The 25,574-nt window shown below is 69.7% G+C and carries 22 protein-coding genes; 5 read left to right on the plus strand and 17 right to left on the minus strand.

What is annotated here, in order from left to right; translation table 11 throughout:
* Nucleotides 1-12: 12 nt before the first annotated feature.
* The 3 genes from guaA to folD all read right to left on the minus strand — a co-directional run bounded on the left by guaA (nucleotide 13) and on the right by folD (nucleotide 4,287).
* The gene (gene guaA / locus CSC66_RS01530; protein ID WP_162375538.1) at nucleotides 13-1,596 is read right to left on the minus strand and encodes a glutamine-hydrolyzing GMP synthase; all 1,584 of its coding nucleotides are present in this window, start codon (nucleotides 1,594-1,596) and stop codon (nucleotides 13-15) included.
* Nucleotides 1,597-1,735: 139 nt separating this feature from the next.
* Nucleotides 1,736-3,196, minus strand: a complete 1,461-nt coding sequence (guaB, locus tag CSC66_RS01535) for an IMP dehydrogenase (protein WP_162375540.1) — start codon at nucleotides 3,194-3,196, stop codon at nucleotides 1,736-1,738.
* A gap of 224 nt (nucleotides 3,197-3,420) precedes the next feature.
* On the minus strand, nucleotides 3,421-4,287 hold the full coding sequence (gene folD, locus CSC66_RS01540) for a bifunctional methylenetetrahydrofolate dehydrogenase/methenyltetrahydrofolate cyclohydrolase FolD (RefSeq protein WP_162375541.1): 867 nt from the start codon (nucleotides 4,285-4,287) through the stop codon (nucleotides 3,421-3,423).
* Nucleotides 4,288-4,361: 74 nt separating this feature from the next.
* Between folD and CSC66_RS01545 the strand changes: the two genes are divergently transcribed.
* Entirely contained in the window at nucleotides 4,362-4,658 is a 297-nt protein-coding gene (locus CSC66_RS01545) for a DUF1244 domain-containing protein (RefSeq protein ID WP_162375543.1), read from the plus strand.
* Entirely contained in the window at nucleotides 4,651-5,475 is an 825-nt protein-coding gene (locus CSC66_RS01550; RefSeq protein WP_162375545.1) for an alpha/beta hydrolase, read from the plus strand. The genes CSC66_RS01545 and CSC66_RS01550 overlap by 8 nt, the downstream gene beginning before the upstream one ends.
* On the opposite strand, the gene CSC66_RS01555 is transcribed toward CSC66_RS01550, so the two are convergent.
* The 11 genes from CSC66_RS01555 to ndk form a co-directional block, all read right to left on the minus strand.
* Nucleotides 5,462-7,294 carry a monovalent cation:proton antiporter-2 (CPA2) family protein gene (locus CSC66_RS01555; RefSeq protein ID WP_162375547.1) on the minus strand — a complete coding sequence of 611 codons (1,833 nt, stop codon included), beginning with the start codon at nucleotides 7,292-7,294 and terminating at the stop codon, nucleotides 5,462-5,464. The two genes, CSC66_RS01550 and CSC66_RS01555, sit on opposite strands and share 14 nt — an antisense overlap.
* A 74-nt stretch (nucleotides 7,295-7,368) precedes the next feature.
* The gene (moeB, locus tag CSC66_RS01560) at nucleotides 7,369-8,508 is read right to left on the minus strand and encodes a molybdopterin-synthase adenylyltransferase MoeB (protein ID WP_162375549.1); all 1,140 of its coding nucleotides are present in this window, start codon (nucleotides 8,506-8,508) and stop codon (nucleotides 7,369-7,371) included.
* Between the two features lie 109 nt (nucleotides 8,509-8,617).
* A complete protein-coding gene (locus CSC66_RS01565; protein ID WP_162375551.1) occupies nucleotides 8,618-9,841 on the minus strand; it encodes a molybdopterin molybdotransferase MoeA in 1,224 nt (407 codons plus the stop codon).
* 18 nt (nucleotides 9,842-9,859) lie between these two features.
* Entirely contained in the window at nucleotides 9,860-10,447 is a 588-nt protein-coding gene (gene mobA / locus CSC66_RS01570; protein WP_162375553.1) for a molybdenum cofactor guanylyltransferase, read from the minus strand.
* Nucleotide 10,448: 1 nt separating this feature from the next.
* The gene (der, locus tag CSC66_RS01575) at nucleotides 10,449-11,849 is read right to left on the minus strand and encodes a ribosome biogenesis GTPase Der (RefSeq protein WP_162375555.1); all 1,401 of its coding nucleotides are present in this window, start codon (nucleotides 11,847-11,849) and stop codon (nucleotides 10,449-10,451) included.
* A gap of 28 nt (nucleotides 11,850-11,877) precedes the next feature.
* Entirely contained in the window at nucleotides 11,878-13,074 is a 1,197-nt protein-coding gene (bamB, locus tag CSC66_RS01580; protein ID WP_162375557.1) for an outer membrane protein assembly factor BamB, read from the minus strand.
* Between the two features lies 1 nt (nucleotide 13,075).
* Nucleotides 13,076-13,702 (minus strand): YfgM family protein, encoded by a 627-nt coding sequence (locus tag CSC66_RS01585; protein WP_162375559.1) that lies wholly within the window; start codon nucleotides 13,700-13,702, stop codon nucleotides 13,076-13,078.
* Between the two features lie 67 nt (nucleotides 13,703-13,769).
* Complete coding sequence (locus tag CSC66_RS01590; protein ID WP_162375561.1) at nucleotides 13,770-14,603, minus strand: helix-turn-helix domain-containing protein; 834 nt, start codon at nucleotides 14,601-14,603, stop codon at nucleotides 13,770-13,772.
* Nucleotides 14,600-15,412 carry a type IV pilus biogenesis/stability protein PilW gene (gene pilW, locus CSC66_RS01595; protein WP_162375562.1) on the minus strand — a complete coding sequence of 271 codons (813 nt, stop codon included), beginning with the start codon at nucleotides 15,410-15,412 and terminating at the stop codon, nucleotides 14,600-14,602. Before pilW ends, CSC66_RS01590 begins: the two co-directional genes overlap by 4 nt.
* A complete protein-coding gene (rlmN, locus tag CSC66_RS01600; protein ID WP_162375794.1) occupies nucleotides 15,402-16,550 on the minus strand; it encodes a dual-specificity RNA methyltransferase RlmN in 1,149 nt (382 codons plus the stop codon). The genes pilW and rlmN overlap by 11 nt, the downstream gene beginning before the upstream one ends.
* Nucleotides 16,551-16,673: 123 nt before the next feature.
* Nucleotides 16,674-17,099 carry a nucleoside-diphosphate kinase gene (gene ndk / locus CSC66_RS01605; RefSeq protein ID WP_162375564.1) on the minus strand — a complete coding sequence of 142 codons (426 nt, stop codon included), beginning with the start codon at nucleotides 17,097-17,099 and terminating at the stop codon, nucleotides 16,674-16,676.
* Between the two features lie 240 nt (nucleotides 17,100-17,339).
* Here ndk and CSC66_RS01610 point away from each other — a divergent pair, with 240 nt between their 5' ends.
* The 3 genes from CSC66_RS01610 to CSC66_RS01620 all read left to right on the plus strand — a co-directional run bounded on the left by CSC66_RS01610 (nucleotide 17,340) and on the right by CSC66_RS01620 (nucleotide 21,660).
* The gene (locus CSC66_RS01610; RefSeq protein WP_162375566.1) at nucleotides 17,340-17,969 is read left to right on the plus strand and encodes a TetR/AcrR family transcriptional regulator; all 630 of its coding nucleotides are present in this window, start codon (nucleotides 17,340-17,342) and stop codon (nucleotides 17,967-17,969) included.
* 27 nt (nucleotides 17,970-17,996) lie between these two features.
* Nucleotides 17,997-20,369, plus strand: coding sequence for a 3-hydroxyacyl-CoA dehydrogenase/enoyl-CoA hydratase family protein (locus CSC66_RS01615; protein WP_162375568.1), 2,373 nt, complete (start codon nucleotides 17,997-17,999; stop codon nucleotides 20,367-20,369).
* A gap of 85 nt (nucleotides 20,370-20,454) precedes the next feature.
* Nucleotides 20,455-21,660 carry an acetyl-CoA C-acyltransferase gene (locus CSC66_RS01620; RefSeq protein ID WP_162375570.1) on the plus strand — a complete coding sequence of 402 codons (1,206 nt, stop codon included), beginning with the start codon at nucleotides 20,455-20,457 and terminating at the stop codon, nucleotides 21,658-21,660.
* A 105-nt stretch (nucleotides 21,661-21,765) separates the two neighbouring features.
* Here the strand turns inward: CSC66_RS01620 and galU are convergent, their stop codons facing one another.
* From galU to CSC66_RS01635, 3 genes are read right to left on the minus strand one after another with little or no spacing between them, the layout of a single operon-like run.
* Nucleotides 21,766-22,668, minus strand: a complete 903-nt coding sequence (galU, locus tag CSC66_RS01625) for a UTP--glucose-1-phosphate uridylyltransferase GalU (RefSeq protein ID WP_162375572.1) — start codon at nucleotides 22,666-22,668, stop codon at nucleotides 21,766-21,768.
* Nucleotides 22,665-24,578, minus strand: a complete 1,914-nt coding sequence (locus CSC66_RS01630; RefSeq protein WP_238394223.1) for a polysaccharide biosynthesis protein — start codon at nucleotides 24,576-24,578, stop codon at nucleotides 22,665-22,667. The genes galU and CSC66_RS01630 overlap by 4 nt, the downstream gene beginning before the upstream one ends.
* On the minus strand, nucleotides 24,575-25,570 hold the full coding sequence (locus tag CSC66_RS01635) for an MraY family glycosyltransferase (RefSeq protein ID WP_238394204.1): 996 nt from the start codon (nucleotides 25,568-25,570) through the stop codon (nucleotides 24,575-24,577). Before CSC66_RS01635 ends, CSC66_RS01630 begins: the two co-directional genes overlap by 4 nt.
* Nucleotides 25,571-25,574: the final 4 nt, after the last annotated feature.

Raw genomic sequence — 25,574 nt, forward strand, 5'->3', positions numbered from 1 at the left:
TCGCCGCCGCGGTCACTCCCACTCGATCGTGGCCGGCGGCTTGCCGCTGATGTCGTAGACCACGCGCGACACCCCGCGCAGCTCGTTGATGATGCGGTTGGACACCCGGCCGAGGAACTCGTACGGCAGGTGCGCCCAGTGCGCGGTCATGAAATCGATGGTTTCCACCGCCCGCAGCGCGATCACCCACTCGTAGGCGCGCGCGTCGCCGACCACGCCCACCGACTTGACCGGCAGGAACACGGCGAAGGCCTGGCTGGTCTTGTCGTACAGGTCCCAGGCGCGCAGCTCCTCGATGAAGATCGCATCGGCCCGGGCCAGCAGCTCGGCGTACTCGGGCTTGACCTCGCCCAGGATGCGCACGCCCAGGCCGGGGCCCGGGAACGGATGGCGGTAGACCATCTCGCGCGGCAGGCCCAGCTCCACGCCCAGGCGGCGCACCTCGTCCTTGAACAGTTCGCGCAGCGGCTCGACCAGGCCCAGCTTCATGTGCTCGGGAAGGCCGCCGACGTTGTGGTGGCTCTTGATGACGTGGGCCTTGCCGGTCTTGCTGCCGGCCGACTCGATCACGTCGGGGTAAATGGTGCCCTGGGCCAGCCAGCGGGCGTTCTTCAGCTTGCCCGACTCTTCCTCGAAGATCTCCACGAACAGGTTGCCGATGATCTTGCGCTTGGCTTCCGGGTCGGCGATGCCTTCCAGCGCCTTGAAGTAGCGCTCGTGCGCGTCGACGCGCACGACCTTCACGCCCATGCCGCCCTTGTCGGCTTCGGCGGCGAACATCGCCATCACCTGGTCGCCTTCCTTCCAGCGCAGCAGGCCGGTGTCGACGAACACGCAGGTCAGCTGGTCGCCGATGGCCTTGTGCAACAGTGCGGCCACCACCGAAGAGTCCACGCCGCCGGACAGGCCGAGGACCACCTCGTCGGTGCCCACCTGCTCGCGCACGCGCGCGACCTGGTCCTCGATGATGTGGGCCGCCGTCCACAGGATCTGGCAGCCGCAGATATCGACCACGAAGCGCCGCAGCAGCGCCTGGCCCTGCTTGGTATGGGTCACTTCGGGATGGAACTGCACGCCGTACCAGCGGCGCGCGTCGTCGGCGAAGGCCGCGACCGGGATCCGGTCGGTCTTCGCGGTGACGGTGAAGCCCGGCGGGGCGATGGAGACGTGGTCACCATGGCTCATCCACACGTCCAGGCGCGGCGGCGAGCCGGGGTGGTCCTTGAGCCCCTCGAACAGGCGGTCGGCGGCCACCAGAGAGACCTCGGCGTGGCCGAATTCGCGCTGGTCGGCGGCCTCGGTGTCGCCGCCGAGCTGCTTGGCCATGGTCTGCATGCCGTAGCAGATGCCCAGGATCGGCAGGCCGCTGTCGAACACCTGCTGCGGCGCGCGCGGCGAGCCGTCGACGGTGGTCGACTCCGGGCCACCCGACAGGATGATGCCCCTGGGCGCGAATGCGGCGATCTCGGCCGGGTCATGGTCCCAGGCCCAGATTTCGCAGTAGACGCCGAGCTCGCGGATGCGACGGGCGATCAGCTGGGTGTACTGCGCGCCGAAGTCGAGGATGAGGATCTTGTCGCTGTGGATGTCGGTCATCGGCGGGCGGCGCGGCTCTTGGTTGATGTGGGTTGTCGCCGCCATCCGTGGCGGACCGGTCGGGGGTGGCTGCCCGGCCCGGCCCTTGCGGGCCGGGCGTTCGCGGACGCGCGGGGCAGTGCCTCGCAAGCGCGTCCGTTCACCCCATGCGGTAGTTCGGCGGTTCCTTGGTGATCTGCACGTCGTGGACGTGGCTCTCGCGCTGGCCGGCGCCGGTGATCACCACGAACTTGGGCTTGCTGCGCATCTCCTCGATGGTCGCGCAGCCGACATAGCCCATCGTCGCGCGCAGGCCACCAATCAGCTGGTGGATCACGCCCGACAGCGGGCCGCGGACCGGGACGCGGCCCTCGATGCCTTCCGGCACCAGCTTGTCGGCGTCGGAGGCGTCCTGGAAGTAGCGGTCCTTGGAGCCCTTCTCCATCGCGCCCAGCGAGCCCATGCCGCGGTAGCTCTTGTAGCTGCGGCCCTGGAACAGCTCGATCTCGCCCGGCGATTCCTCGGTGCCGGCGAACAGGCCGCCGATCATCACGGTCGAGGCACCGGCGGCGATCGCCTTGCCGATGTCGCCGGAGTAGCGGATGCCGCCGTCGGCGATCAGCGGGATGCGGTCCTGCAGCGCCTCGGCCACCAGGTCGACCGCGGTGATCTGCGGCACGCCCACGCCGGCGACCACGCGCGTGGTGCAGATCGAACCCGGGCCGACGCCGACCTTCACCGCGTCGGCGCCAGCGTCGTAGAGGGCCAGCGCCGCTTCGCCGGTGACGATGTTGCCGCCGATCACCTGCACCTGCGGGAAGTTCTTCTTGACCCAGGCCACGCGGTCGACCACCGCCTGCGAATGGCCGTGCGCGGTGTCGACCACGATCACGTCCACGCCGGCGGCCACCAGCGCCTCCACGCGCTGCTCGGTGTCGCCGCCCACGCCTACCGCGGCGCCGACCAGCAGGCGCGAGGACGAGTCCTTGGCGGCGTTCGGGTTGTCGGTCTTCTTCTGGATGTCCTTGACCGTGATCAGGCCGCGCAGGGCGTAGTCGTCGTTGACGACCAGCACCTTCTCGATCCGGTGCTTGTGCAGGAGCTTGAGCACTTCGCCGTCTTCGGCGCCCTCCTTCACCGTGACCAGGCGGTCCTTCTTGGTCATGATGTGGCGGACCGGGTCGTCCAGCTCGGTCTCGAAGCGCATGTCGCGGCGGGTCACGATGCCGGTCAGCTGGCCCGATTCGTCGACCACCGGCACGCCGGAGATGTTGCGCGCGCGGGTCAGCGCCAGCACTTCGCGGATGGTGGTCTCGGGCTTGACCGTGATCGGGTCGCGGATCACGCCGGATTCGAACTTCTTGACCTTCGCCACCTCGGCGGCCTGCTGCTCGGCGGTCATGTTCTTGTGCAGGATGCCGATGCCGCCCAGCTGGGCCATGGCCACGGCCAGGCGGGCTTCGGTCACCGTGTCCATCGCCGCCGACACGATCGGCAGGTTGATGCGCAGGTCCCGGGTGAAACGCGTCGTGAGCGACACGTCCTTGGGCAGCACGGTGGAATGGGCGGGGACGAGGGAGACGTCGTCGTAGGTGAGCGCTTCGGCCTGGATGCGTAGCATCGGCATACCCGGATGTGGGGAAGCGCGCCATTATACGCCCCAAGCACCCCCGCCCGGCGAGCCTTGCAAGCGGCACGCTGCATCCCGGGATCGCGCCGCCCGCGGCATGGGGCGATCACCGCCCGGGTCGGCCCGCCTTGTCGGGTAACGCCACCAGGCCGGCCCATGGCGGATCGGGGGCCTGCCGCCCCGCGGCCCCGTGATTTCGGGCCGCGAGCGATCGATCAGCCGTGCCGTTCCAGGGCTTCGACCGCCTCGATCGTGTTCTGCATCAGGGTGGCCACGGTCATCGGGCCGACCCCGCCGGGCACCGGCGTGATCCAGCTGGCGCGCTGCGCGGCGGCCTCGTAGCCGACGTCGCCGACCAGGCGGCCGTCGTCGAGGCGGTTGATGCCCACGTCGATCACCACCGCACCGGGCTTGACCCACTCGCCGGGGACGATGCCCGGCCGGCCCACCGCCACCACCAGGACATCGGCATCGCGGACGCGCGCTTCCAGCACCTCGTGCGGGGTGAACTTGTGGCAGCTGGTCACCGTGCAGCCGGCGATCAGCAGTTCCAGCGCCATCGGCCGGCCGACGTGGTTGCTCACGCCGACGATCGTGGCGTTGCGACCGCGGACGGGGCGGTCGGTGTGGGCCAGCAGGGTCATGATCCCGCGCGGCGTGCACGGGCGCAGGCCGAACTGGCGCAGGGCCAGGTGGCCCACGTTCTGCGGATGGAAGCCGTCCACGTCCTTGCGCGGGTCGATCCGGCCGATCAGGCCGGACGCATCGGCGATCCCGGGCAGGGGCAGCTGGACCAGGATGCCGTGGATCTTCGGGTCAGCGTTGAGCTGGTCGATCAGGGCCAGGACCTGCGCCTCGGAGGTGCCGGCCGGCAGGTCGTAGTCGAACGCCTCGATGCCTACCTTTGCCGCCGCCTTGCGCTTGTTGCGCACGTACACGGCCGAAGCCGGGTCGGCGCCGACCAGGACCACCGCCAGGCCCGGTCGCGAGCGGCCGGCGGCGAGGCGGGCATCGACCCGGACCTTGAGTTCGTCGAGCAGGGCGTCGGCGACGCGGCGGCCATCGAGGATGCGAGCGGTCATCGGGGAACTTGCGGGCGGGAGCACGGAGTGGGCACATTGTCCCTGATTCGGCTGTGGCGAGGTAGGGAAAGCAGATGGTCGACACCGTACAACTGGAGGCGGCCGCATTCCGCCGGCTGCTGCAGCACCTCAACCAGGAACGCACCGATGTGCAGAACATCGACCTGATGATCCTGGCCGGGTTCTGCCGCAACTGCCTGGCCGACTGGTACCGCGAGGCGGCGCAGGAGGCTGGCGTGCCCATGGACAAGGAACAGGCGCGGCAGGCGGTCTACGGCATGCCGTTCGCCGAGTGGAAGTCGCGCCACCAGGCCGAAGCCACCCCGGAGCAGCTGGCGGCGTTCGAGGCATCCCGCGGCCGCCATGGCTGAGCGGCCACGGCGGTGGCCGGTCGCGGCGCGCCTGGGCCTGCTGATCCTGCTCGGCTATGCCGCCATTGCCGCCCTGCTCTACGCCCGCCAGGACGCGCTGGTCTACTACCCGGCCCACACCCGGGTGGCTGCGACCCAGACGGATTTCGAAGTGCCGGTGGGCGACATCCGGCTGCGCGGCTGGCGGGTGAACCCCGGGCGGCGCGACGCCCTGCTCTACTTCGGCGGCAACGCGGAGCGCGTCGAGTCATGGCGGGAGCCGTTCGCCGACTGGTTCACCGACCGCACCGTCTACCTGGTCGCCTACCGCGGTTACGGCGCCAGCGACGGCGAGCCTTCGGAGGCGGCGATCCTGGCCGATGCGCTGGCGATCTACGACCGGGTGCGCCGCGACCATCCCGACGGCGACATCGGCGTGGTCGGCCGCAGCCTGGGCAGCGGCGTGGCTGCGCACGTCGCCGCCCACCGTCCGGTCGCGCGGCTGGCCCTGGTCACCCCGTTCGACGGCCTGGCCGAGGTCGGCCAGGCCCATTACCCGTGGCTGCCGGTACGCTGGCTGATGCACGAGCGCTACCCTTCGGCGGAACTGTTGCAGGACTTCGGCGGCGAGGTGCTGGTCCTGCGCGCCGGCCGCGACGCCGTCGTTCCGCCGGCCAATACCGACCGCCTGCTGCAGGCGCTGCCGCGCCCGGCCCGGGTGGTGGACTTCGCCGGGGCCGGCCACAACGACCTCTCCGACGATGGGCGCTACGGCGCCGCGCTCGCCCGGTTCATGCGCACGGCCGACGGACCGCCACCCGGCGCTACGCGTCGGTAGCCTCGGCGCGCCCATCCGCCCGGTCCAGCCGCTGCGACTCGCGGCGCGGCGTGGTGAATGGCGTAGGCGTGGCCGGCGCGGTATTGCCGATGATCAGCGGGCGGCCGGCGCGCACGTCGCCGGCGGCCACCTCCAGGGTGAAGCGCTCCGCGTCCAGGCGCCGGACCTCCTCTGACACGCTCTGGGCCTCGTCCGCATCCACGCCGATCTCCTCCAGCGCGGCGCGGCCGAACAACACCGCCGACTCGAAGGTTTCGCGGATGTGGTAGTCCACGCCCAGCGCGACCAGCTCCAGTGCGTGCTCGCGGTCGAAGGCGCGCACCAGCAGGCGGGCTTGGGAGAACTCGCCGCGGCACAACTCGACGATGCGGTTGGCCGCGGTCCGGTCGTCGATGCACACCGCGATCGCGCGCGCCTTGTCGGCGCCGCAGGCGTGCAGCACGTCCAGGCGGGTGCCATCGCCGTAGTACACCTTGAAGCCGAACTCGCCGGCGCTGCGGATCATCTCGATGTCGGTATCGATGATGGTCACGTCCACGTCGCGGGCCAGCAGCGACTGGCTCATCACCTGGCCGAAGCGGCCGAAACCGATGATCAGCACGCTGCCGGCCAGGTCCTGCGCTTCATCGATGCCCTCCATCGACGGCCCGCTGCGGTCCGGCAACAGCCGGCGCACGGCCAGCACCACCAGCGGGGTGAACGCCATCGACAACACCACCACCGCGGTCAGGTTGGCATTGGTGCGCGCGTCGATCACGCCGGTTGCCGCGGCGGCGGCGAACAACACGAAGGCGAACTCACCGCCCTGGGCCATCAGCACCGCGCGATCGAGCGCCTCGGCATGCGGACTGCGCATGATCCGGGCCACCGCATAGATGCCCAATCCCTTGGCGAGCATCAGCGCGGCCACCAGCGACAGGATCAGGCCGGCATTGGAGGCGACCACCCGCAGGTCCAGGGCCATGCCCACGGCCAGGAAGAACAGGCCCAGCAGGATCCCGCGGAACGGCTCGATGTCGGCCTCCAGCTGGTGCCGGAACGTGGATTCGGACAGCAGCACGCCGGCCAGGAAGGCCCCCATGGCCATCGACAGCCCGCCCACGTCCATCAGCAGCGCCGAGCCCAGTACCACCAGCAGGGCTGCGGCGGTCATCACCTCGCGGGCCTTGACCGCGGCCAGCAGCCGGAACAGCGGGTTGAGCAGCCAGATGCCGGCGGCGACCAGTCCCGCCAGCGCCGCCACCGCGGTGACCACGCCCAGCCAGCGGCTGTCGGCGCCGGTGTCCGGCAGCGGCGACATGAACGCCACCAGGGCCAGCAGCGGCACGATCAGCAGGTCCTCGAACAGCAGGATCGAGACGATCTTCTGCCCACGCGGCAAGGCGATGTCGCCGCGCTCGCTCAGCAGCTGCATGACGATCGCCGTGGAGGTCAGCACGAAGCCGGCCGCGCCGATGAAGGCCGCCTTGCCCGGCAGGCCGAACAGCAGCGCGACCCCGGTCAGCACCGCGATGCAGGTGCCGATCTGCAGCGAACCCAGGCCGAAGATCTCCCCGCGCAGGCTCCACAGGTGCGAGGGTCGCATCTCCAGGCCGATCACGAACAGGAACATCACCACGCCCAGTTCGGCCACGTGCAGGATCGCCTGCGGATCGCTGAACCAGCCCAGCCCGAACGGCCCGATCAGCAGGCCCGCGGCCAGGTAGCCGAGCACCGAGCCCAGGCCCAGCCGCCGGAACAGCGGCACCATGACCACCGCCGCGCCCAGCAGCCCCACCACGCGGACCAGCTGGTCGCCCATCGCGCTTTCCACGGCCATCCTCATTCACCTCCAGGTGTGCCGGCGCAAGCGCGGGCGCGTGGGCCACCGGCCCGTCGAATGGAGGACGGCACTCAGCCGCCCGTCGCGCAGAACCGAGCGTAGTCGATGTAACCCGGGAACGGCCGCCCCGGCGCGCAGACCGGGCATTGCGGGTCGGGCGCCAGCCGGACCTCGCGGAACCGCATCGCCAGCGCATCGAACTGGAGCAGGCGTCCGGCCAGCGGCTGGCCGATGCCCAGCAGCAGCTTGACCGCCTCGTTCGCCTGCAGCAGGCCGACGATGCCCGGCAGCACGCCCAGCACGCCGGCGTCGGCGCAACTGGGCGCGAACTGCGGCGGCGGCGGTTCCGGGAACAGGCAGCGGTAGCACGGGCAACGCCCGCGGTGGCGGCCGGCGTCGAACACGCTGGCCTGGCCTTCGAAGCGCTGCACCGCGCCGTACACCAGTGGCTTGCCCAGCTTCACGCAGGCGTCGTTGAGCAGGTACCGCAGCGGGAAGTTGTCCGAGCCGTCCACGACCACGTCCATGCCCTCGAGCAAGGCCTCCACGTTGGCCGATGTCGCCCGCTCGCGTATGCCCTCCACGACCACGCGCGGATTGAGCGCGGCCAGGCGCTCGCGCGCCGATTCGACCTTGGCCTGGCCGATGGCCGCTTCCACGTGCAGGATCTGCCGCTGCAGGTTGCTGCGGTCCACCACGTCGTCGTCGACGAGGCGCAGGTGGCCGACGCCGGCGGCGGCCAGGTAGAACGCGGCCGGCGAACCGAGCCCGCCGGCACCGACCAGCAGCACGCGCGATCGCTCGAGCCGGCGCTGGCCTTCCACGCCCACCTCGTCCAGGCGCAGGTGGCGCGAGTAGCGCTCCAGGAAATCTGCCTCGTCCGCATCCAGCCGCGGACGCACCAGCGGCAGCGCGTCCGCGATCCAGGCGGTAGTGCCGCCGGCGACCGAATGCACGTCCGTGTAGCCGGCCGCCCGCAACACCTGCACGGTGGCAGCCGAACGCTGCCCGGACTGGCAGATCAGCATCACCGCCGCGTCCGGCGCCTGCAGGTGCCGGGCGTGCTCGGCTTCCAGCTCGTCCTTGGGGATGCCCAGCGCGCCCTCCGCCTGGCCGCTGGCGCGCTCGTGCGCCTGGCGGATATCGACCAGCAGTGCGCCCTGGCGCTGGCGTTCGCGCGCCTGGCGGGGCGTGATCTCGAAATGGGCCATCGGTCGATTATCCGGCGCGCATCGCGACGGCGAAAGCACCCGGTTGCGGGTTGCATGTTTCCGCGGGCGCGGGCAATCGGGCGCGGGCGTGCCGCCGTCGCAGGCCGCGCTAGAGTGGCACAACCTCGACCAGGTCCCCGGCCGCATAGTCGCGCACGCCCTCGTCCAGCACGATCAGCACGTCGCTGCCGGACGCCGCGCGCAGGCGATGGGAGCCATCGGCCGGATTGGGGAGCACCTGCAATCCGGCGCCATCGCCTTGGCCGAGCTGGCCGCGCAGCAGCTCCAGGCGCTCGTGGCGTTTGCGCCAGGGGGCGCTCAGGCACGCGCGCCAGCGCGTGCGCGGTTCGCTGCGCCCCTGCAGGCCGTCGAGCACCGCCCGGCCCAGCAGCGTGAAGGTCGCCAGCACCGATACCGGGTTCCCCGGCAGGCCCAGCACCAGCGCGCGCCCGGCCTGCCCGAACAGCACCGGCATGCCCGGCCGCATCCGCACCTTCCAGAAATGGATGCGGCCGCGCGCACGCAGCCACGGCGGCAGGTGGTCCTTTTCGCCGGCCGACACCCCGCCGCAGGTCACGACCACGTCGAAGCTGTCGACCGCGTCGTCCAGGACGGCGGCGATCCGTGCGGGGTCATCGGGCAGGGTCGGCCACGCCACCGGCTCCAGGCCGAGTCCGCGCAACTGCGCCATCAGCTGGTCGCGGTTGCTGTTGTAGACCTGGCCGGGCTGCAACGGCAGGCCCGGCTCGACCAGTTCGTCGCCGCTGGCGAAGACGGCCACCGTCGGTCGCGGCGACACCGCGAGGCGATCGATGCCCAGTGATGCGGCCAGGCCGATCCGCGCGGGGGTCAGCACCTGGCCTGCGTGCAGCACCACGTCGCCGACCTGCACGTCCTCGGCGCGGCGGCGCACGTTGGCCCCGCGGGCCAGCCCGGCGGGCACCAGCACCGTGTCGCCGTCGAGCACCGCGCTTTCCTTGATCAGCACCGTATCGGTGCCTTCGGGCATGGGCGCCCCGGTGGTGATGCGGACGCACTGGCCCGTGGCCGGCGCCAGGCCCAGGTCGCGGCCGGCGAACTGCTCGCCCGCCAGGCGCAGCGCGGTGGCCGCGTCGGGATGCAAGTCGGCATGGCGCAGGGCGAAGCCGTCCATCGCGCTGTTGTCGAAGCCGGGCAAGGCCACCGGCGCGACCACGTCGGCCGCCAACACCCGGCCATCGGCACGCGAGGTCGGTACGCGCTCCGCCGCCGGCCGCCGTGCCGCACTCACCTGCCCGATGATGGCGAGCGCTTCGTCCAGCGAGATGCGGGTGGGGAAATCGGCGTGGTCCATCGGTCGGCTCGCGCGGAGTCAGGGCAGCGCGATGCGCGCCGCCGCCAGGTCCTGGGGCGTGTTGAGGTTGCCGAAGCGTACCCCGCGCAGCCGCACGCGGCCCAGCCCGAGCCGCTGCTCCAGCTGGCGCGGTGCGAGCTGGCCTTCGGCGACCATCGCCGACAGCGCGCGCCGCAGCGGTTCGCATCGATAAAGCGCCACCAGGGGCTGCGGACCGTCGTCGTCCTCGGCGACTGCTCCGTTGGGCGCGGCGCCGCTGGCGAGGCTCCGGACGAGGCAGTCGTTGACGTCGAACAGGTCCACCGGCAAGGTCAGCAGCCACTCGGTCGTGCACGCGGCCGCCAGCGCGTCGAGCCCGGCCAGCGGGCCGCTGCCGGAGTCGAGCCGGTCGACCACCGTGGCCAGGCCGGCGTCGGCGTAACGGGCCAAGTCGGTGTTGGCGCTGACCAGCACCGGCCCGGTCTCCCCCGGGAACCGGCGCGCGAAGCGCAGGACCTGGGGCACGCCATCGCGCTCGAGCCAGGCCTTGTCGACGCCACCCAGCCGCGATCCGCGGCCGCCCGCCAGCAGGCCCAGGGTCAGGGTGCCGGCGGCCAAGGCCGCCATCTCACTTGCCGCGCTTGACGTGGCGGATCAGCCGGCGCTTGCGTGCGACCTGGCGCTCGGTCAGTTCGTTCTTCTTGCCTTCGTACGGATTGGCGCCCTCGCGGAACAGCATCCGCACCGGCGTTCCGACCAGCTTGAAGCGCTTGCGGAAGAAGTTCTCCAGGTAGCGCTTGTACGAATCGGGCAGGTCCTTCAGGCGGGTGCCGTGGACCACGAACGTCGGCGGATTCTCGCCACCGGGATGCACGTAGCGCAGCTTGGAGACGTGGCCGCGGATGCTCGGCGGCGGATTGGTCTCATAGGCGATCTCAAGCGCCTTGTTCACTTCGCTGGTGCTGAAGGTGCGGATCGCCGAGGCATGCGCGCGATGGACGGCGCGGAACAGCTCGCGCAGCCCGGAGCCGTGCTTGGCCGAGATGCGCACCGCCTCGGCCCACGGCACGAAGGACAGCTTGCGCGACAGCAGCGCCTCGGCCTGCTCGCGCTGGTAGGTGGTCAGCCCGTCCCACTTGTTGACCGCGATCACCAGCGCGCGGCCGGCATCGAGCACCGCACCCAGCACGGTGGCGTCCTGGTCGGTGACGCCTTCGGTGGCGTCCAGCATCAGCACCGCCACCTGGCAGCGCTCGATCGCCTGCAGCGTCTTGACCACGCTGAACTTCTCGACCGCCTCCTCGACCTTGCCCTTGCGGCGGATGCCGGCGGTGTCGATCAGCCGGTACAGCTTCCCGTCGCGCTCCAGGTCGGCGGCGATCGAATCGCGCGTGGTACCGGGCACCTCCGAGGCGATCATCCGCTCCTCGCCCAGCAGCCGGTTGACCAGGGTGGACTTGCCCACGTTCGGCCGGCCGACGAAGGCCACGCGCAGGCGCGACGGATCGTTGTCCAGTTCCTCGGTGCTGCCCTCTTCGGGAATGCGCTCGAGGATTTCCAGGTGCAGGTCGTCCAGGCCCTGCCGGTGCGCCGCCGATACCGCCAGCACATCGGCGAAACCGTAACGCGCGAACTCGGCGCGCACCGCGTCCTCGTTGGTGCCGTCGATCTTGTTGATCACCAGGAGGGTCGGACGCGCCAGCTTGCGCAGCCAGGACAGGATCTCGTCGTCCAGCGCCGAAGCGCCCTCGCGGCCGTCGACCACGAACAGGACCAGGTCGGCCTCGCCGGCGGCGCCACGCGCCTGGCGGGCGGTGGCTCCGGCCAGGCCTTCCTCTTCGCCGGCGATGCCGCCGGTATCGACCAGCAGGAACGGCCGGTCCGGCTCGAGCCTGCACACGCCATAGTTGCGGTCGCGGGTGACGCCCGGCTCGTCGTGGACGAGCGCGTCTCGGCTGCGCGTCAGCGCATTGAACAGGGTCGACTTGCCGACATTGGGCCGTCCAACCAGAGCAACCAGCGGCAACATGGCGTGATCCCTGCCTGCATCCGTCCGATCAGTCCAGACGGAAGGCGGTGAGGCCGCCTTCGACGTTCTGCACCAGCAGGATGCCGTCGACCACCACCGGCTGGCCCTTGATGGCCTTGCCGCCCACGCGCTCGCGCGCAGCCAGCTCGCCGTTGTCCAGGCGCAGCCAGTGCAGGTAGCCGTCGTAGTCGCCGACCACCGCGTAGTCGCCCTGCACCACCGGGCCGGTCAGCGAACGCCGCGCCAGCGCCGGCTGCGACCACAACGCCGCGCCATTGTTCTTGTCCAGCAGGTAGACCGTGCCGGCCGGGCTCGATACCAGCAGGCCGGACGCGGCGACGCCCAGGCCGCCGATGCCGCCGTACTCGCTCTGCCACATCGGCCGTCCGCTGGGGCCGTCGATCGCGACGGTGCGGTTCTTGAAGCTGCTCACGAACAGCATGGTGCCGTCGATCAGCGGCGCGCTGTCGACGTCCGCCATGCGCTCGAGCTCGGTGCGCCCGTCGGGCGTGCCGATCGTCTGCTGCCACAGCACGCGACCATCCTGAAGCGACAGCGCGCTGAGTGTCCCGTCGTCGTTGCCGGAGAAGAGCACGCCGGGAGCGTAGGTGAGCGGTGCGTTGCCGCGAACGGTCAGGGGCGGCAGCTCGTGCTCGTTGAACCAGCGGCGCTCGCCGGTGGTTGCGTCCAGCGCGGTGATGCGGCCGTCGTTGCTGCGCACGTACACCGTGCCCTGCGTGACCAGCGGGGCGACGATCACCTCGCTGGTGACCTTGGCACGCCAGCGCTCGGCTCCGCCGGCGGCGTCCAGGGCGATGACATCGCCGCCCAGGCTGCCGACCACCACCAGGCCCTCGCCGGCACCGGGGCCGCCGGACAGGCGCAATGCCTGGTCCTTCGGCGCCTTGAACTCCCAGACCTGCTTGCCGGTCTGGAGGTCCAGCGCGACCACACGGTTCTCGGAAGCGGCCGCGAAGACGCGTCCGTCGAGCACTGCCGGCGTCTGCCGCGTGCCGATCCGGCGCTCACCGTCGCCGATGCCGGTCGACCAGACCTTGGCGGGTTGCGCGGTCGGCTGGAAGTCGACCAGCTCGGCAGGCTCGGCCGCCTTCTTGGCTTCCGCGTCCTTGCCGGCGAACCAGCCCTTAACGGTGCTGCACCCGGTCAGCGCCAGCGCGAGCAGGCCGGCCGCCAGGACCGGACGGAGCATGTGCTTGTGGGCCATGTCAGATCGCCTCCACCGGCTCGGGCACCTGGCCACCGGCCTCCTGCAGTTTCAGCTCGACGCGGCGGCGAGACGGCGACGCCACGTCGGTGCCGGTCAGCGCCTGTGCGTAGGCATCGCGGGCTTCGTCGCGCTTGCCCGACGCGAACAGCGCGTCGCCGCGAAGCTCCTGCGCCGCGCTGCCGGTGTCGCCCTCGAGCACCTTCAATGCTTCGTCCGGCTTGCCGGATGCGTTGTACAGCTGCGCCAGGCGCTGATGCACCACCGGCGCCAGGGCCGGTTCGGCCTGGATGCCGCGCAGGGTGGCGATCGCTTCCTCGATCTTGCCTGCCTCGACCTGGGCCTTGGCCACGCGCAGCGCGGCCAGGGTCGCATAGGTGCCTTCCTGGCCGGCCAGCAGCGCGCCGGCCTTGTCGGTGGCGCCGTCCTCCAGCTGCTTGACCGCTGCGGCATAGGTCGAATGCGCCTGGTACTGCTGCTGCGCCTGGTGCTTGCCCCACCACTGCCAGCCATAAATGGCCGCGATGCCCAGGGCCAAGCCCCCGAGGATGCCAAGTGCGTTGTTGCGCAGCCACGAACGGACGCGTTCGCCCTGCTCGTGCTCGTCAAGAAGGTCGTCGATTGCCATGCAGTTCCCTGCCCCGCGCGGGCCGCGCCGGGACTTCTATGTCCAGTGGAGTACCGGCCCGCGCCGGCTACTCGGCAGGGGTCACGGAACCGTCAGAGGATACCGTAAAGCGGGCCACGTTCGCCCGCTGGTACGGCGCCGTGTCCACGATACTGCCCGCTTGCTGAACGCGTACCGCGGTCGCGTTGCCGAGCACCACGCGCAATCCCGCGCCGAGGTCGAAGGTGCGGTTGTCGCCGGCACGCATCAGGCCCTGCTCGACCGTCGTGCCATCGGGCGCGACCACCTGCATCCAGCTCTCGCCGCCGAAATCGAGCACGAGCTTGCCGGCCGCAGGGCTGCGGTTGACCGGCGGCGCGAGCGAGGCGACATAGGGACCGGCATCCGCGGCCGGAGGGGCCGACGGCGCTGCTGGCGGCGGCAACGGGCTGCCCTGCGCGGGCATGGCCGCCTCGGGCGGCACCGCATCCAGCGAGGCGGTGGTGGGTGCCACATCGCTGAAATGCGAACGGGTGGCCAGCCATACGGGGACGACGATGGCGGCGGTGATCACCACGTAGACCGCGCGCCGCCCCATGTTCTCCATCAGGCGCTGGTAACGGGGGGCGTGCGAATGGCTCACCAGCTCCACCGGCGCGGTGGGCGCGATCTCCGCGTCCAGGAAGGGCTCGACATCGACCCCCAGCAGGCGCGCGTAGCTGCGCAGCTGGCCACGGACGAAGACGCTGGCGCCGATCACCTGCCAGCGCCCTTCCTCCAGCGCCTGGACGACGTGCACCGGCATGCGCAGGCGGGTAGCCACTTCCTGCACGCTCAGCCCCGCCGCGGTCCGCGCGTCGCGCAGCCGGCCGCCACACCCTCGCGCATCACCGTGGATGTTCGCGCTGGATTCGTGGATCACTTTGGATCTTCCCCGGTTCTGGCTGTCGCGGCCTGCGGGAACTCCGCCCTCAACCGCTGCTCATATCGATTGGCGGCCGCCCTGTCGCCAAGCCTCTCTTCGATCCTGGCCGCGAGTTGTAACACGGATGCATCGGCCGGCGCAGCCGCCAGCCTGCGTTCCGCGAACGCCCGCGCCTCGAAGTATTGCCCCTGGCGATATTGATACTCGGCCATGCTGGCAAGTGCATAGGCATTTTTGGGTTCGATTTCCAGAGCGCGACGCAAATCACGCTCCGCCCGTTCGCCCTGCCCGCTTTTAAGGGCGCAACCGCCGGCATTGGCCAGCGCCGAGCCAGGGGTCCGGTAGCCGGGCGCGGCCAGAGCGCGATCGAACCAGACCAGCGACTCGGCCGGATGGCCGTTGGCGCACAGCCACGCGCCGTAGTTGTTGAGGACCTCGCCCCGCTGGGGGGACAGCTCGGCGGCGCGCCGGTAGTGCTCGCCCGCCTGGGCTGCCTGGCCGCGCCGGGCGGCGATGGCGCCCAGGAGGGTGTAGGCGTCCGCCGCGGCAGGGTCCAGCTTCAGCGCCTTGTTGGCCTGCTTCTCGGCCTCGGCAAGGTCCCCGGTGGCGAAGCGCTGGCCGGCCAGCCCCAGAGTCTCGCGGACCTGCACCCGCTTCTTGGTGGCGTCGCTGTCCGAATAGCTGTACTCGGGCGCGATCTGCTCGCTGCCCTTGATCTTCGGTGGCTTGACCGTGGCCGACTTGGAACACGCCGCCACCAGCACCAGCGCACACGCCAGGAGGATCGCGCCGCGATCAGGCCGCATGTCCGCCGACCTGCCCGTTCGTTTCCAGGTCGGGGGCCAGGCTGCGGCGGAACTGCGCCTGGCGGCGGGTGCGATCCATCACCTGTCCCTTGAGCTGGCCGCAGGCCGCGTCGATGTCGTCGCCACGGGTGCGTCGCACCATGGTCAGCACCTGCGAGTCGAGCAGGATCTTCTGGAAGGCGCGGATCTGCGCCTCGTCCGAGCGCTCGTAGCGGGTGCCGGGGAAGGGGTTGAACGGAATCAGGTTGACCTTGCCCGAATCGCGTGCCTGCACCGAGTTGTCGAACTGGCGCATCAGCTTCGCCAGCTGCCGCGCGTGCTCGGGCTGGTCGTTCACGCCCTTCATCAGGGTGTACTCGAAGGTCACCGAGTCACGCTTCCTGTTCGCGCGCAGGTAGCGCGCGCACGACGCCATCAGCTCGGCGATCGGGTACTTCCGGTTGAGCGGGACCAGCGTTTCGCGCAGTTCGTCGGTGGGCGCATGCAGCGACACGGCCAGCGAGACGTCGCTCTCGACCGAGAGGCGATCGATCATCGGCACCAGGCCGGACGTCGACAGGGTCACCCGCTTGTTGGCCAGGCCGTAGCCCAGGTCGTCGCGCATCACGCTCATCGCGCGGACGACGTTGTCGAAGTTCATGAGCGGCTCGCCCATGCCCATCATCACCACGTTGGTGAGTCGGCGCTGCTGGTGCGGCACATTGCCCAGGTGGCGCGCGGCCACCCAGACCTGGCCGATGATCTCGGCCGTGGTCAGGTTGCGGTTGAAGCCCTGGGTGGCGGTCGAGCAGAACGTGCAGTTCAGCCCGCAGCCGACCTGCGAGGACACGCACAGCGTGCCGCGCCCCTTGTCCGGGATGTAGACCGTTTCGATCGCGTTCTTGCCATCGGTACCCATCGCCAGCAGCCACTTGTGGGTGCCGTCGGCGGAAGGCTTGTCGAACACGACGTTGGGGACGACGACCTGCGCGTGCGCATGCAGCTTCGCCCGCAACGCCTTGCCCAGGTCGGTCATCTGGTCGAAGTCGGTGACGTAGCGGTGGTGGATCCACTTCATCACCTGGTGCGCGCGGTATCGCTGCTCGCCGAGGGTCTCGGCGAAGAAGCGCTCCAGGCCCTCGCGGTCGAGGTCGAGCAGGTTCTGGCGCGCCGGCGCCTTGCCAGCCTCGACCGGGTGCGCTGGCGCACCACCGGCGACCGGGTCGCCGGTGGTGGTGACGCTGGGAATCGGCTGCAGGCCGGCCACGTCGCTATCCCTCGCTCAGCGCGAGACGACTTCGGTCGCGGCGAAGAAGTACGCCACTTCGATCGCGGCATTCTCGACCGAGTCGGAACCGTGCGCGGCATTGGCGTCGATCGACTCGGCGAAGTCGGCGCGGATGGTGCCCGGCGCGGCTTCCTTCGGATTGGTCGCGCCCAGCAGCTCGCGGTGCTTGAGCACGGCGTTCTCGCCTTCCAGGACCTGGATCATCACCGGGCCGGAAATCATGAACTCGACCAGGGCGTTGAAAAACGGACGCTCGCGGTGCACGGCGTAGAAGCCCTCGGCCTCGCGGCGCGACAGCTGCTTGTACTTGGCGGCCACGACCTTCAGGCCGGCTTTCTCGAAGCGGGAGTAGATTTCGCCGATGACGTTCTTGGCGACGGCATCGGGCTTGACGATCGAAAGGGTGCGCTCAAGCGCCATGGACTTCTTCTCTAGTGACGGACGGACGTTCCGGACCAGGACGGCCGGAGGTTAGCACGAAAAACCCGCGCTGGGACGCGGGGTTAGCTTCAAATGCGTAGCGCAATTCTAGCATCGGCGGCCCCCGCTTTGCTCAAGACCGTGCCAGTGACCGTATTGCTGCACCGCAAAATGACCCGGCCGCCGCGCGGGCCTAGGATAAAACAATCGTTTGATTTACCCGGATACGGCACCACAGGCATGGGCAAGCCCGCACATTTCTCCACCAAGGACCGGATCCTGGGCGCGGCCGAGGAGCTGTTCGCCCAGCACGGCTTCGCCGGTACCTCGCTGCGCCAGGTGACCAGCCTGGCCGCGGTCAACATCGCGGCCGTGAACTACCACTTCGGCTCCAAGGAGAACCTGGTCAACGAGGTCTTCCGCCGGCGCATGGACGGGATGACCGCCAGCCGCCTGCAGCAGCTGGAAGTGGCGCTGCGCGACCACCCCGGCCAGCTCGAGCCGGTGCTGGCGGCATTCATCGAGCCCGCGCTGGCCCTTGCCCAGGACCGCAACGGCGGCGCCTCCTTCGTGCGGGTCATCGCCCGCGCCTACGCCGAGCACAACGAGAGCCTGCGAAAGTTCCTCTCGGACCACTACGGCCACGTGCTGCGCGAGTTCGGCAAGGCCCTGGCGGGCTGCCTGCCCAGCCTGGACAAGGAAACCCTGTACTGGCGCCTGGACTTCCTGGCCGGCTCGCTCACCTACGCGATGTCCGACTTCGGCCTGATCAAGCGGCCGGCCGGCGCCAGCGAGGCCACGCACCGGGCCCGTGCGGCCCGTGAACTGATCCGTTTCGCCGCCGCAGGCCTCCAGGCCCCGGCAAAGTAACCACGTCAAATCAACAGGTTGAAAGACATGTCTGAGAAACTACTTGTCCGACGCGTCGCCGTCCTCGGTGCCGGCGTCATGGGTGCGCAGATCGCCGCCCACCTGACCAATGCGGGCGTGGATACCGTCCTGTTCGACCTGCCCGCCAAGGAAGGTCCCGCCGACGGCATCGTGCTCAAGGCCATCGCCAACCTGGGCAAGCTCAGCCCCGCCCCGTTCGCCAGCCGGTCGCTGGCCGAGGCGATCACCCCGGCCAACTACGACAGCGGGCTGGAGCAGCTGAAGGATTGCGACCTGATCATCGAGGCCATCGCCGAACGGATGGACTGGAAGCAGGACCTATACCGGAAGATCGCCCCGTTCGTGGCCGACCACGCGGTGCTGGCTTCCAACACCTCGGGCCTGGGCATCAACAAGCTGGCCGAGGTGCTGCCCGAGCAACTGCGCCACCGCTTCTGCGGCGTGCACTTCTTCAACCCGCCGCGCTACATGCACCTGGCCGAGCTGATCCCGGCCAAGACCACCGACCGCGCCGTGCTGGAGGGCCTGGAAACCTTCCTGGTCACGAACCTGGGCAAGGGCGTGGTCTACGCCAAGGACACCCCGAACTTCATCGGCAACCGCATCGGCGTGTTCTCGATCCTGTCGGTGATCCACCACACCCGCCAGTTCGGCCTGGGCTTCGACGAAGTCGACGCGCTGACCGGCCCGCTGGTCGGCCGGCCGAAGTCGGCCACCTACCGCACCTCCGACGTGGTCGGCCTGGACACCATGGCCCACGTCATCAAGACCATGGCCGACACCCTGCCCGGCGACCCGTGGCACAAGTACTTCCAGTCGCCGGACTGGCTGGCCGCACTGATCGCCAAGGGCGCGCTGGGCCAGAAGACCGGCGCGGGCATCTTCCGCAAGGTCGGCAAGGACATCGTCGTCCTGGACCTGGAAAAGCAGGACTACCGCGCCTCGGACCGCAAGGCCGCCGACGAGGTGGTCGAGATTCTCAAGGTCAAGAACCCGGCCGAGAAGTTCGCCAGGCTGCGCGAGAGCGCGCATCCGCAGGCGCAGTTCCTGTGGGCCGCGTTCCGCGACCTGTTCCACTACAGCGCCTACCACCTGGTCGACATCGCCCACACCGCGCGCGACGTCGACCTGGCCATCCGCTGGGGCTACGGCTGGTCGCTGGGCCCGTTCGAGACCTGGCAGGCCGCCGGCTGGAAGCAGGTGGCGCAGTGGATCGCCGACGACATCGCCGCCGGCAAGGCCATGAGCGATGCGCCGCTGCCGGCCTGGGTACTGGACGGCCGCGACGGCGTGCATGCGGCGGCCGGCAGCTACAGCCCGGCCGACAACGCCCTGGTGCCCCGCTCCACCCTGCCGGTCTACCAGCGCCAGCGCTTCCCCGATCCGCTGCTGGGCGAGAAGTTCGACGCCGGCACGACCGTGTTCGAGAACGACGGCGTGCGCATGTGGCACGACGGCGACGGTATCGCGGTGGTCGGCTTCAAGACCAAGATGAACACCGTCTCCGACCAGGTGCTCGACGGCCTGCAGGAAGCGATCACGATCGCCGAGCGCGACTTCCAGGGCCTGGTGATCTGGCAGCAGAAGGAGCCCTTCTCCGCCGGCGCCGACCTGGCCGGTGCGCTGGGCGCGCTGCAGGCCGGCAGGATCGAGCAGTTCGAGGCGATGGTCGCCAACTTCCAGCGCACCAGCCAGCGGATCAAGTACGCGCTGGTCCCGGTGGTGGCGGCCGTGCGCGGCCTGGCCCTGGGCGGCGGCTGCGAATTCCAGATGCACAGCGCCCGTACCGTGGCACACCTGGAGAGCTACATCGGCCTGGTCGAGGCCGGCGTGGGCCTGCTGCCGGCCGGCGGCGGCCTGAAGGAACTGGCGGTTCGCGCTTCGCGTGCGGCCGGTCCGGGCGGCGACGTGTTCGCCGAGCTGAAGAAGACCTTCGAAACGGTGGCCATGGCCAAGGTCTCGACGTCGGCAGTCGAAGCGAAGGAGCTGGGCCTGCTGCGCCAGGACGACGTGGTGGTGTTCAATGCCTTCGAGCTGCTGCACGTGGCCAAGGCGCAGGCACGCGCGCTGGCCGAGGCCGGCTACCGTCCGCCGCTGCCGGCACGCCGCATCCAGGCCGCCGGTGACGTCGGCATCGCCACCTTCCGCATGCTGCTGGTCAACATGCTCGAAGGCCGCTTCATCAGCCCGTACGACGAGGAGATCGCCACCCGCATCGCCACCGTGCTCAGCGGCGGGGAGATCGACCGCGGCGCGCTGGTGGACGAGGAGTGGCTGCTCAAGCTCGAGCGCAAGCACTTCGTCGAACTGGCCCAGCAGGAAAAGACCCAGGCCCGCATCGGCCACATGCTCAAGACGGGCAAGCCGCTGAGGAACTGAGGCCAGCGCGGCGCCGTCGCAGCGATGGCGCCGCCCCCTCGTTCGCTGCGACCCGCACGGTCTTCCCGAATTCCGGAGTAACGAAATGATCAAGCAGATTCAAGATGCCTACATCGTCGCCGCCACCCGCACCCCGGTCGGCAAGGCGCCCAAAGGCATGTTCCGCAACACGCGTCCCGACGACATGCTCGCCCACGTGCTCAGGTCGGTGGTCGCGCAGGCGCCGGGCATCGACACCTCGCGCATCGACGACGCGATCATCGGCTGCGCCATGCCCGAGGGCGAGCAAGGCATGAACGTGGCGCGCATCGGCGTGCTGCTGGCCGGCCTGCCCGACACCGTGGCCGCGCAGACCATCAACCGCTTCTGTTCCTCCGGCCTGCAGGCCGTGGCCCTGGCCGCCGACCAGATCCGCCTGGGCAACGCCGACCTGATGCTGGCCGGCGGCACCGAGTCGATGTCGATGGTGCCGATGATGGGCAACAAGGTCGCCCTGTCTCCGTCGGTGTTCAAGGACGACCACGTCGCCATCGCCTATGGCATGGGCATCACCGCCGAGAAGGTTGCCGAAGAGTGGAAGGTCTCGCGCGAGGAGCAGGACGCTTTCGCGGTGGCTTCGCACCAGAAGGCGCTGGCTGCGATTGCCGCCGGCGAGTTCCGCGACGAGATCAGCCCCTACGAAATCCTTTCCCATGTGCCGGACCTGGCCGGCAACACGATCCAGCTGCGCAAGAAGCTGGCCGATACCGACGAAGGCCCGCGCGCGGACACCTCGATGGAAGGCCTGGCCAGGCTGCGCCCGGTGTTCCGCAACGGCCAGTTCGGCGGCACCGTAACCGCCGGCAATTCCTCGCAGATGAGCGACGGCGCCGGCGCGGTCTTGCTGGCCTCCGAGCAGGCGATCAAGGATTACGGCCTCACCCCGCTGGCGCGCTTCGTCAGCTTCTCGGTGGCCGGGGTGCGCCCGGAGGTGATGGGCATCGGACCGATCGCCGCGATCCCCAAGGCGCTCAAGCAGGCAGGCTTGACCCGCGACCAGCTGGACTGGATCGAGCTCAACGAAGCCTTCGCCGCACAGGCGCTGGCGGTGATCCGCGACAGTGGCCTGGATCCGTCCAAGGTCAACCCGCTCGGTGGCGCGATCGCCCTGGGCCACCCGCTGGGCGCGACCGGCGCGGTGCGCACCGCGACCATCGTCCATGGCATGCGCCGTCGCCAGCAGAAGTACGGCATGGTGACCATGTGCATCGGAACCGGCATGGGCGCGGCGGGGATCTTCGAGGCGCTCTGAGCTACCAGGAGGGCCTCCCGTCCGCGGGAAACGCAAGCGGAGACGGCGCCCTCGGGCGCCGTCCTTGTTTCAGCGATCACTGCGGCGGCAGTCGCCGGCGCGCGCTCAGTCCTGGTCGATCACGCCCAGCTCGCCCAGGGCGCGCTGCATCATGTCCCGCGCCGGATCGCTCAGCTTCTCGTGGTCGAGCGCATAACGGATCGTCGCTTCGATCAGGCCGATATGCGTGCCGCAGTCGAAACGGGTGCCCTGGAAGCGATAGGCGTGGACGGGATGTTCGGCCAGCAGCGCCGCGATCGCATCGGTCAACTGGATCTCGCCGCCTGCGCCCGGACGGGTCGCCTCGAGCAGGCTGAAGATGCGCGGACTGAGCACGTACCGGCCGACCACCGCGAGGTTGCTCGGCGCGACCTCTGGCTTGGGCTTCTCGACGATGGCCTTGATCCGGCCCTGGCGGCCGTCGAAGGCTTCGGTCGCGACGATGCCATAGCTGCCGGTGGCCTCGTGCGGCACGTCCTGCACCGCGATCATGCTCGCGCCTGAGGTTTCGGCGGCGTCGGCCATCTGCTTCAACGCACCCGCACCCCGGTTCCAGATCAGGTCGTCGGGGAGCAGCACCGCGAACGGTTCGTCGCCGATGACCTCCCTGGCGCACAGGACGGCATGGCCCAGACCCAAGGCCTCGGCCTGGGTCACGAAGATCGCGCGGACGCCCTCCGGCAGCACGTGCCGGACCAGCTCCAGCTGTTCGGTCTTGCCGGCGCGCTCGAGCTTCTGCTCGAGTTCGTAGGCCTTGTCGAAGTAGTCGGCGACCGCATGCTTGTAGCGGTTGGTGATGAACACCAGCGTGTCGCACCCGGCCTCGATCGCCTCGTCCACTGCGTACTGGATCAGCGGCCGGTCGATGATCGGCAGCATCTCCTTGGGAACGGTCTTGGTGGCGGGAAGGAAGCGGGTACCCAGTCCTGCGACCGGGAAAACTGCCTTGCGGATCCTCTTGGACGTCATCGTGTCGATCGGGCCTCGCGTGCGGGGAACGGAACCACGACCGCGCCCGCATCGGGCACCGCCGCCAGTTCCGCCGGAATGAATTCGGGGATTACTTCGCGCAGCACCTGGCGCAGGCTGTCCTCGTCGTAGTGGGCCACCGCCTCACGCATCCGCTCCACCCCCAGGCGCACCTGCTCGGCGGACGACTCGCGCGCGCCGGCCTCCAGGATCTTGGAATGCGAAGTCGGGCGATAGTGCTCGTCCGCGTAGAACAGGGTTTCGTGCAGCTTCTCGCCCGGACGCAAGCCGGTGTACACCACTGCGATGTCGCGGCCGGGCTGCTTGCCGGCGAGGCGGATCATCTGCTCCGCAAGCAAACGGATCGGCACCGGCTCGCCCATGTCGAGCGTGTAGATGGCGGCGTGCGAACCGGCGGCAGCGGCCTGCACGATCAGCTGGCAGGCCTCCGGGATGGTCATGAAGTAACGCGTAACCTCAGGGTCGGTGACCGTCACCGGCCCGCCCTTGCGGATCTGCTCGCGGAACAGCGGCACGACGCTGCCGGCAGAGTCGAGCACGTTGCCGAAGCGCACCGTGACGAACCGGGTGCCGCTGCTCTTGGCATCGAGTGACTGCGCGATCATCTCCGCGAAACGCTTGGTCGCGCCCAGTACGTTGGCCGGGTCGACCGCCTTGTCGGTGGATATGAAAACGAAGGTGTCGACGCCGCTCTCGCGGCACAGGCGGGCGACCGTATCGGTCGCCAGCACATTGTTGCGCACGGCCTCCCGCAACTGCGCCTCGAGCAGGGGCACCTGCTTGTAGGCTGCTGCGTGGAACACCGCATCCGGCTGCCCCAGGCGCAATGCGTGGGCCGTCACCGCCGGATCGCCGCAGTCGCCCAGGACCGCCTCGATCTCCAGGTCCGGGAACGCGCGGCTCAGGTCGCCGTGGATCGTGATGAGCGCCAGTTCGTCGATCTCGAGCAACACGATGCGGCGCGCGCCGTGGCGCGCGCACTGGCGGCACAGCTCGGAACCGATCGAACCGCCCGCGCCGGTCACCATCACCGTGCGACTGCCCAGCCAGCCACGGATCAGCTTCCAGTCCGGCATGACCGGCTTGCGGCCCAGCAGGTCTTCGATCGCGACTTCCTTCAGCTCGCCCGGCAACGCCTGCCCCTCCAGGACGTCGGTCAACCGGGGCACGGTGCGGAACGGCAGGCCCGTGCGCTCGCAGATCGCCATCACCCGCTGCATGCCGGCCGCGTCTAGCGATGGCATGGCGATGACCAGCATGCCGGCCGCGGTTTCCTTCGCCACCAGAACCGCATCCTCCAACCCGCCGAGTACGGACAGGCCATGCAGGCGCGCCCCCCGCAGGCGCGGCGCGTCGTCGAGGAAACCGACCGGCTCGTACGCACCGGAGCGCCGCAGGTCGCGGACCAGCGCCTCGCCGGCGCGCCCGGCGCCCAGGACCAGGACGCGCCGGGCAACCATCCCGCGCTGGCCCATATGATGGTCCTTCCAGACCCGGTAGAGCAGCCGGGGCATCCCCAGCAGTACGGTGAGCGCAAACGGATAGACGACCAGAACCGTGCGCGGAACCGAGCCCAGGCGGTTGTAGACGGCCAGCCCCAGGACAATGGCCAACAGGCCGAAGACACCGGCCTTCAGGATGTTCCCAAGGTCGGGCACGCTGGCGAAACGCCACAGGCCGCGATAGAGTCCCACCCTCCAGAACACCAACCCCTGGGCCACCAGCACCAAGGCAACGGTGGGCGAGAATTCCGTCCACGTATAAGGCTCCCGGCTGCTGGCGTAGCGCAGGGCGTGGACAAGCTGCCAGCAGATGTAAACCATGACCAGGTCATGGACCACGACCGCGATGCGGGTCAACGCGACACTGGTACTCGTTCCGGGGTTCATGCTTGCCTTTCGGTTCCCTTCCCTGGAACGAGGCGCCGTCGTAACCGGACCCAGGCCAGGAGCGCAATGGATAGCCAAAGCGCCACGCCCCCCCCGGCGAACCATGGCGCAACCCCGCTCAGATAAGACGCAAGGATAACAGCGACAACGCTGAATGCAGCGTAGACGAGGGTCACGAATGTGTGACTGCGTCCGGCTTTTACCCAGCACTGGTAGAGATGAGAGGTGTGCGGTTGCCACCATACCTCGCCGGCCAGCATGCGCGCACCCAGCGTCAAGGAAGCGTCAATCAGAAAGGCCGAGAGCGGCAGCACCAATACGAGGGCGTCGGGAATCTTTTGCGCTGACGCGTCCCGGGCCGCGAGCGCCAGCAGCGCAGCCAGCGCGTACCCGAGCGTGCCGCTGCCCACATCACCGAGGAAGATCCGGGCTTTTGGAAAGTTGAATGGCACGAAAGCCGCCGTCGCCGCTGCCAGTGCCAGCGCCGGGTAGGCCACGGGCGGGACCAGCCAGCCGACTGCAGCCGCCGCCAGGACCGCCTGGCTGGATGCCAGCCCGTTGATGCCGTCCATGAAGTTCCAAACGTTGACAAGGACGGGCACCGACAAGGCAGTGAGCACCACCCATCCCCAGCGTCCCTCCGCTCCATGCAGGCCCCAGGCCAGTACCAGGCCTGCCAAGCATTGCACCAGCAGGCGCAGCACCGGCCCCAGGGGGCGGTGGTCATCGACCCAGCCTATGCCGGCGACTAGCAGCAGGCCAGTGGCGAATCCCAGCAAGGACACGAGACCCGCCATTCCCGTCGCCGCTGCCATGGCGCACCCGACGAGCAGGGCAAAAGCGATTCCGATGCCCCCGCCGCGCGGAGTCGGCACCGAATGACTTCGCCGCTCTCCCGGCTGATCGATCAGCTTGTGCCGGCGCGCGTACACCAGGGCCAACCAGGTCCCCGCCGCCGACACTCCCGCGAGGAGCATCAGCCAGGCCGCCATGCCC

Origin of the sequence: Pseudoxanthomonas kaohsiungensis (assembly GCF_010211765.1) — a bacterium.
GTDB lineage: Bacteria > Pseudomonadota > Gammaproteobacteria > Xanthomonadales > Xanthomonadaceae > Pseudoxanthomonas > Pseudoxanthomonas kaohsiungensis.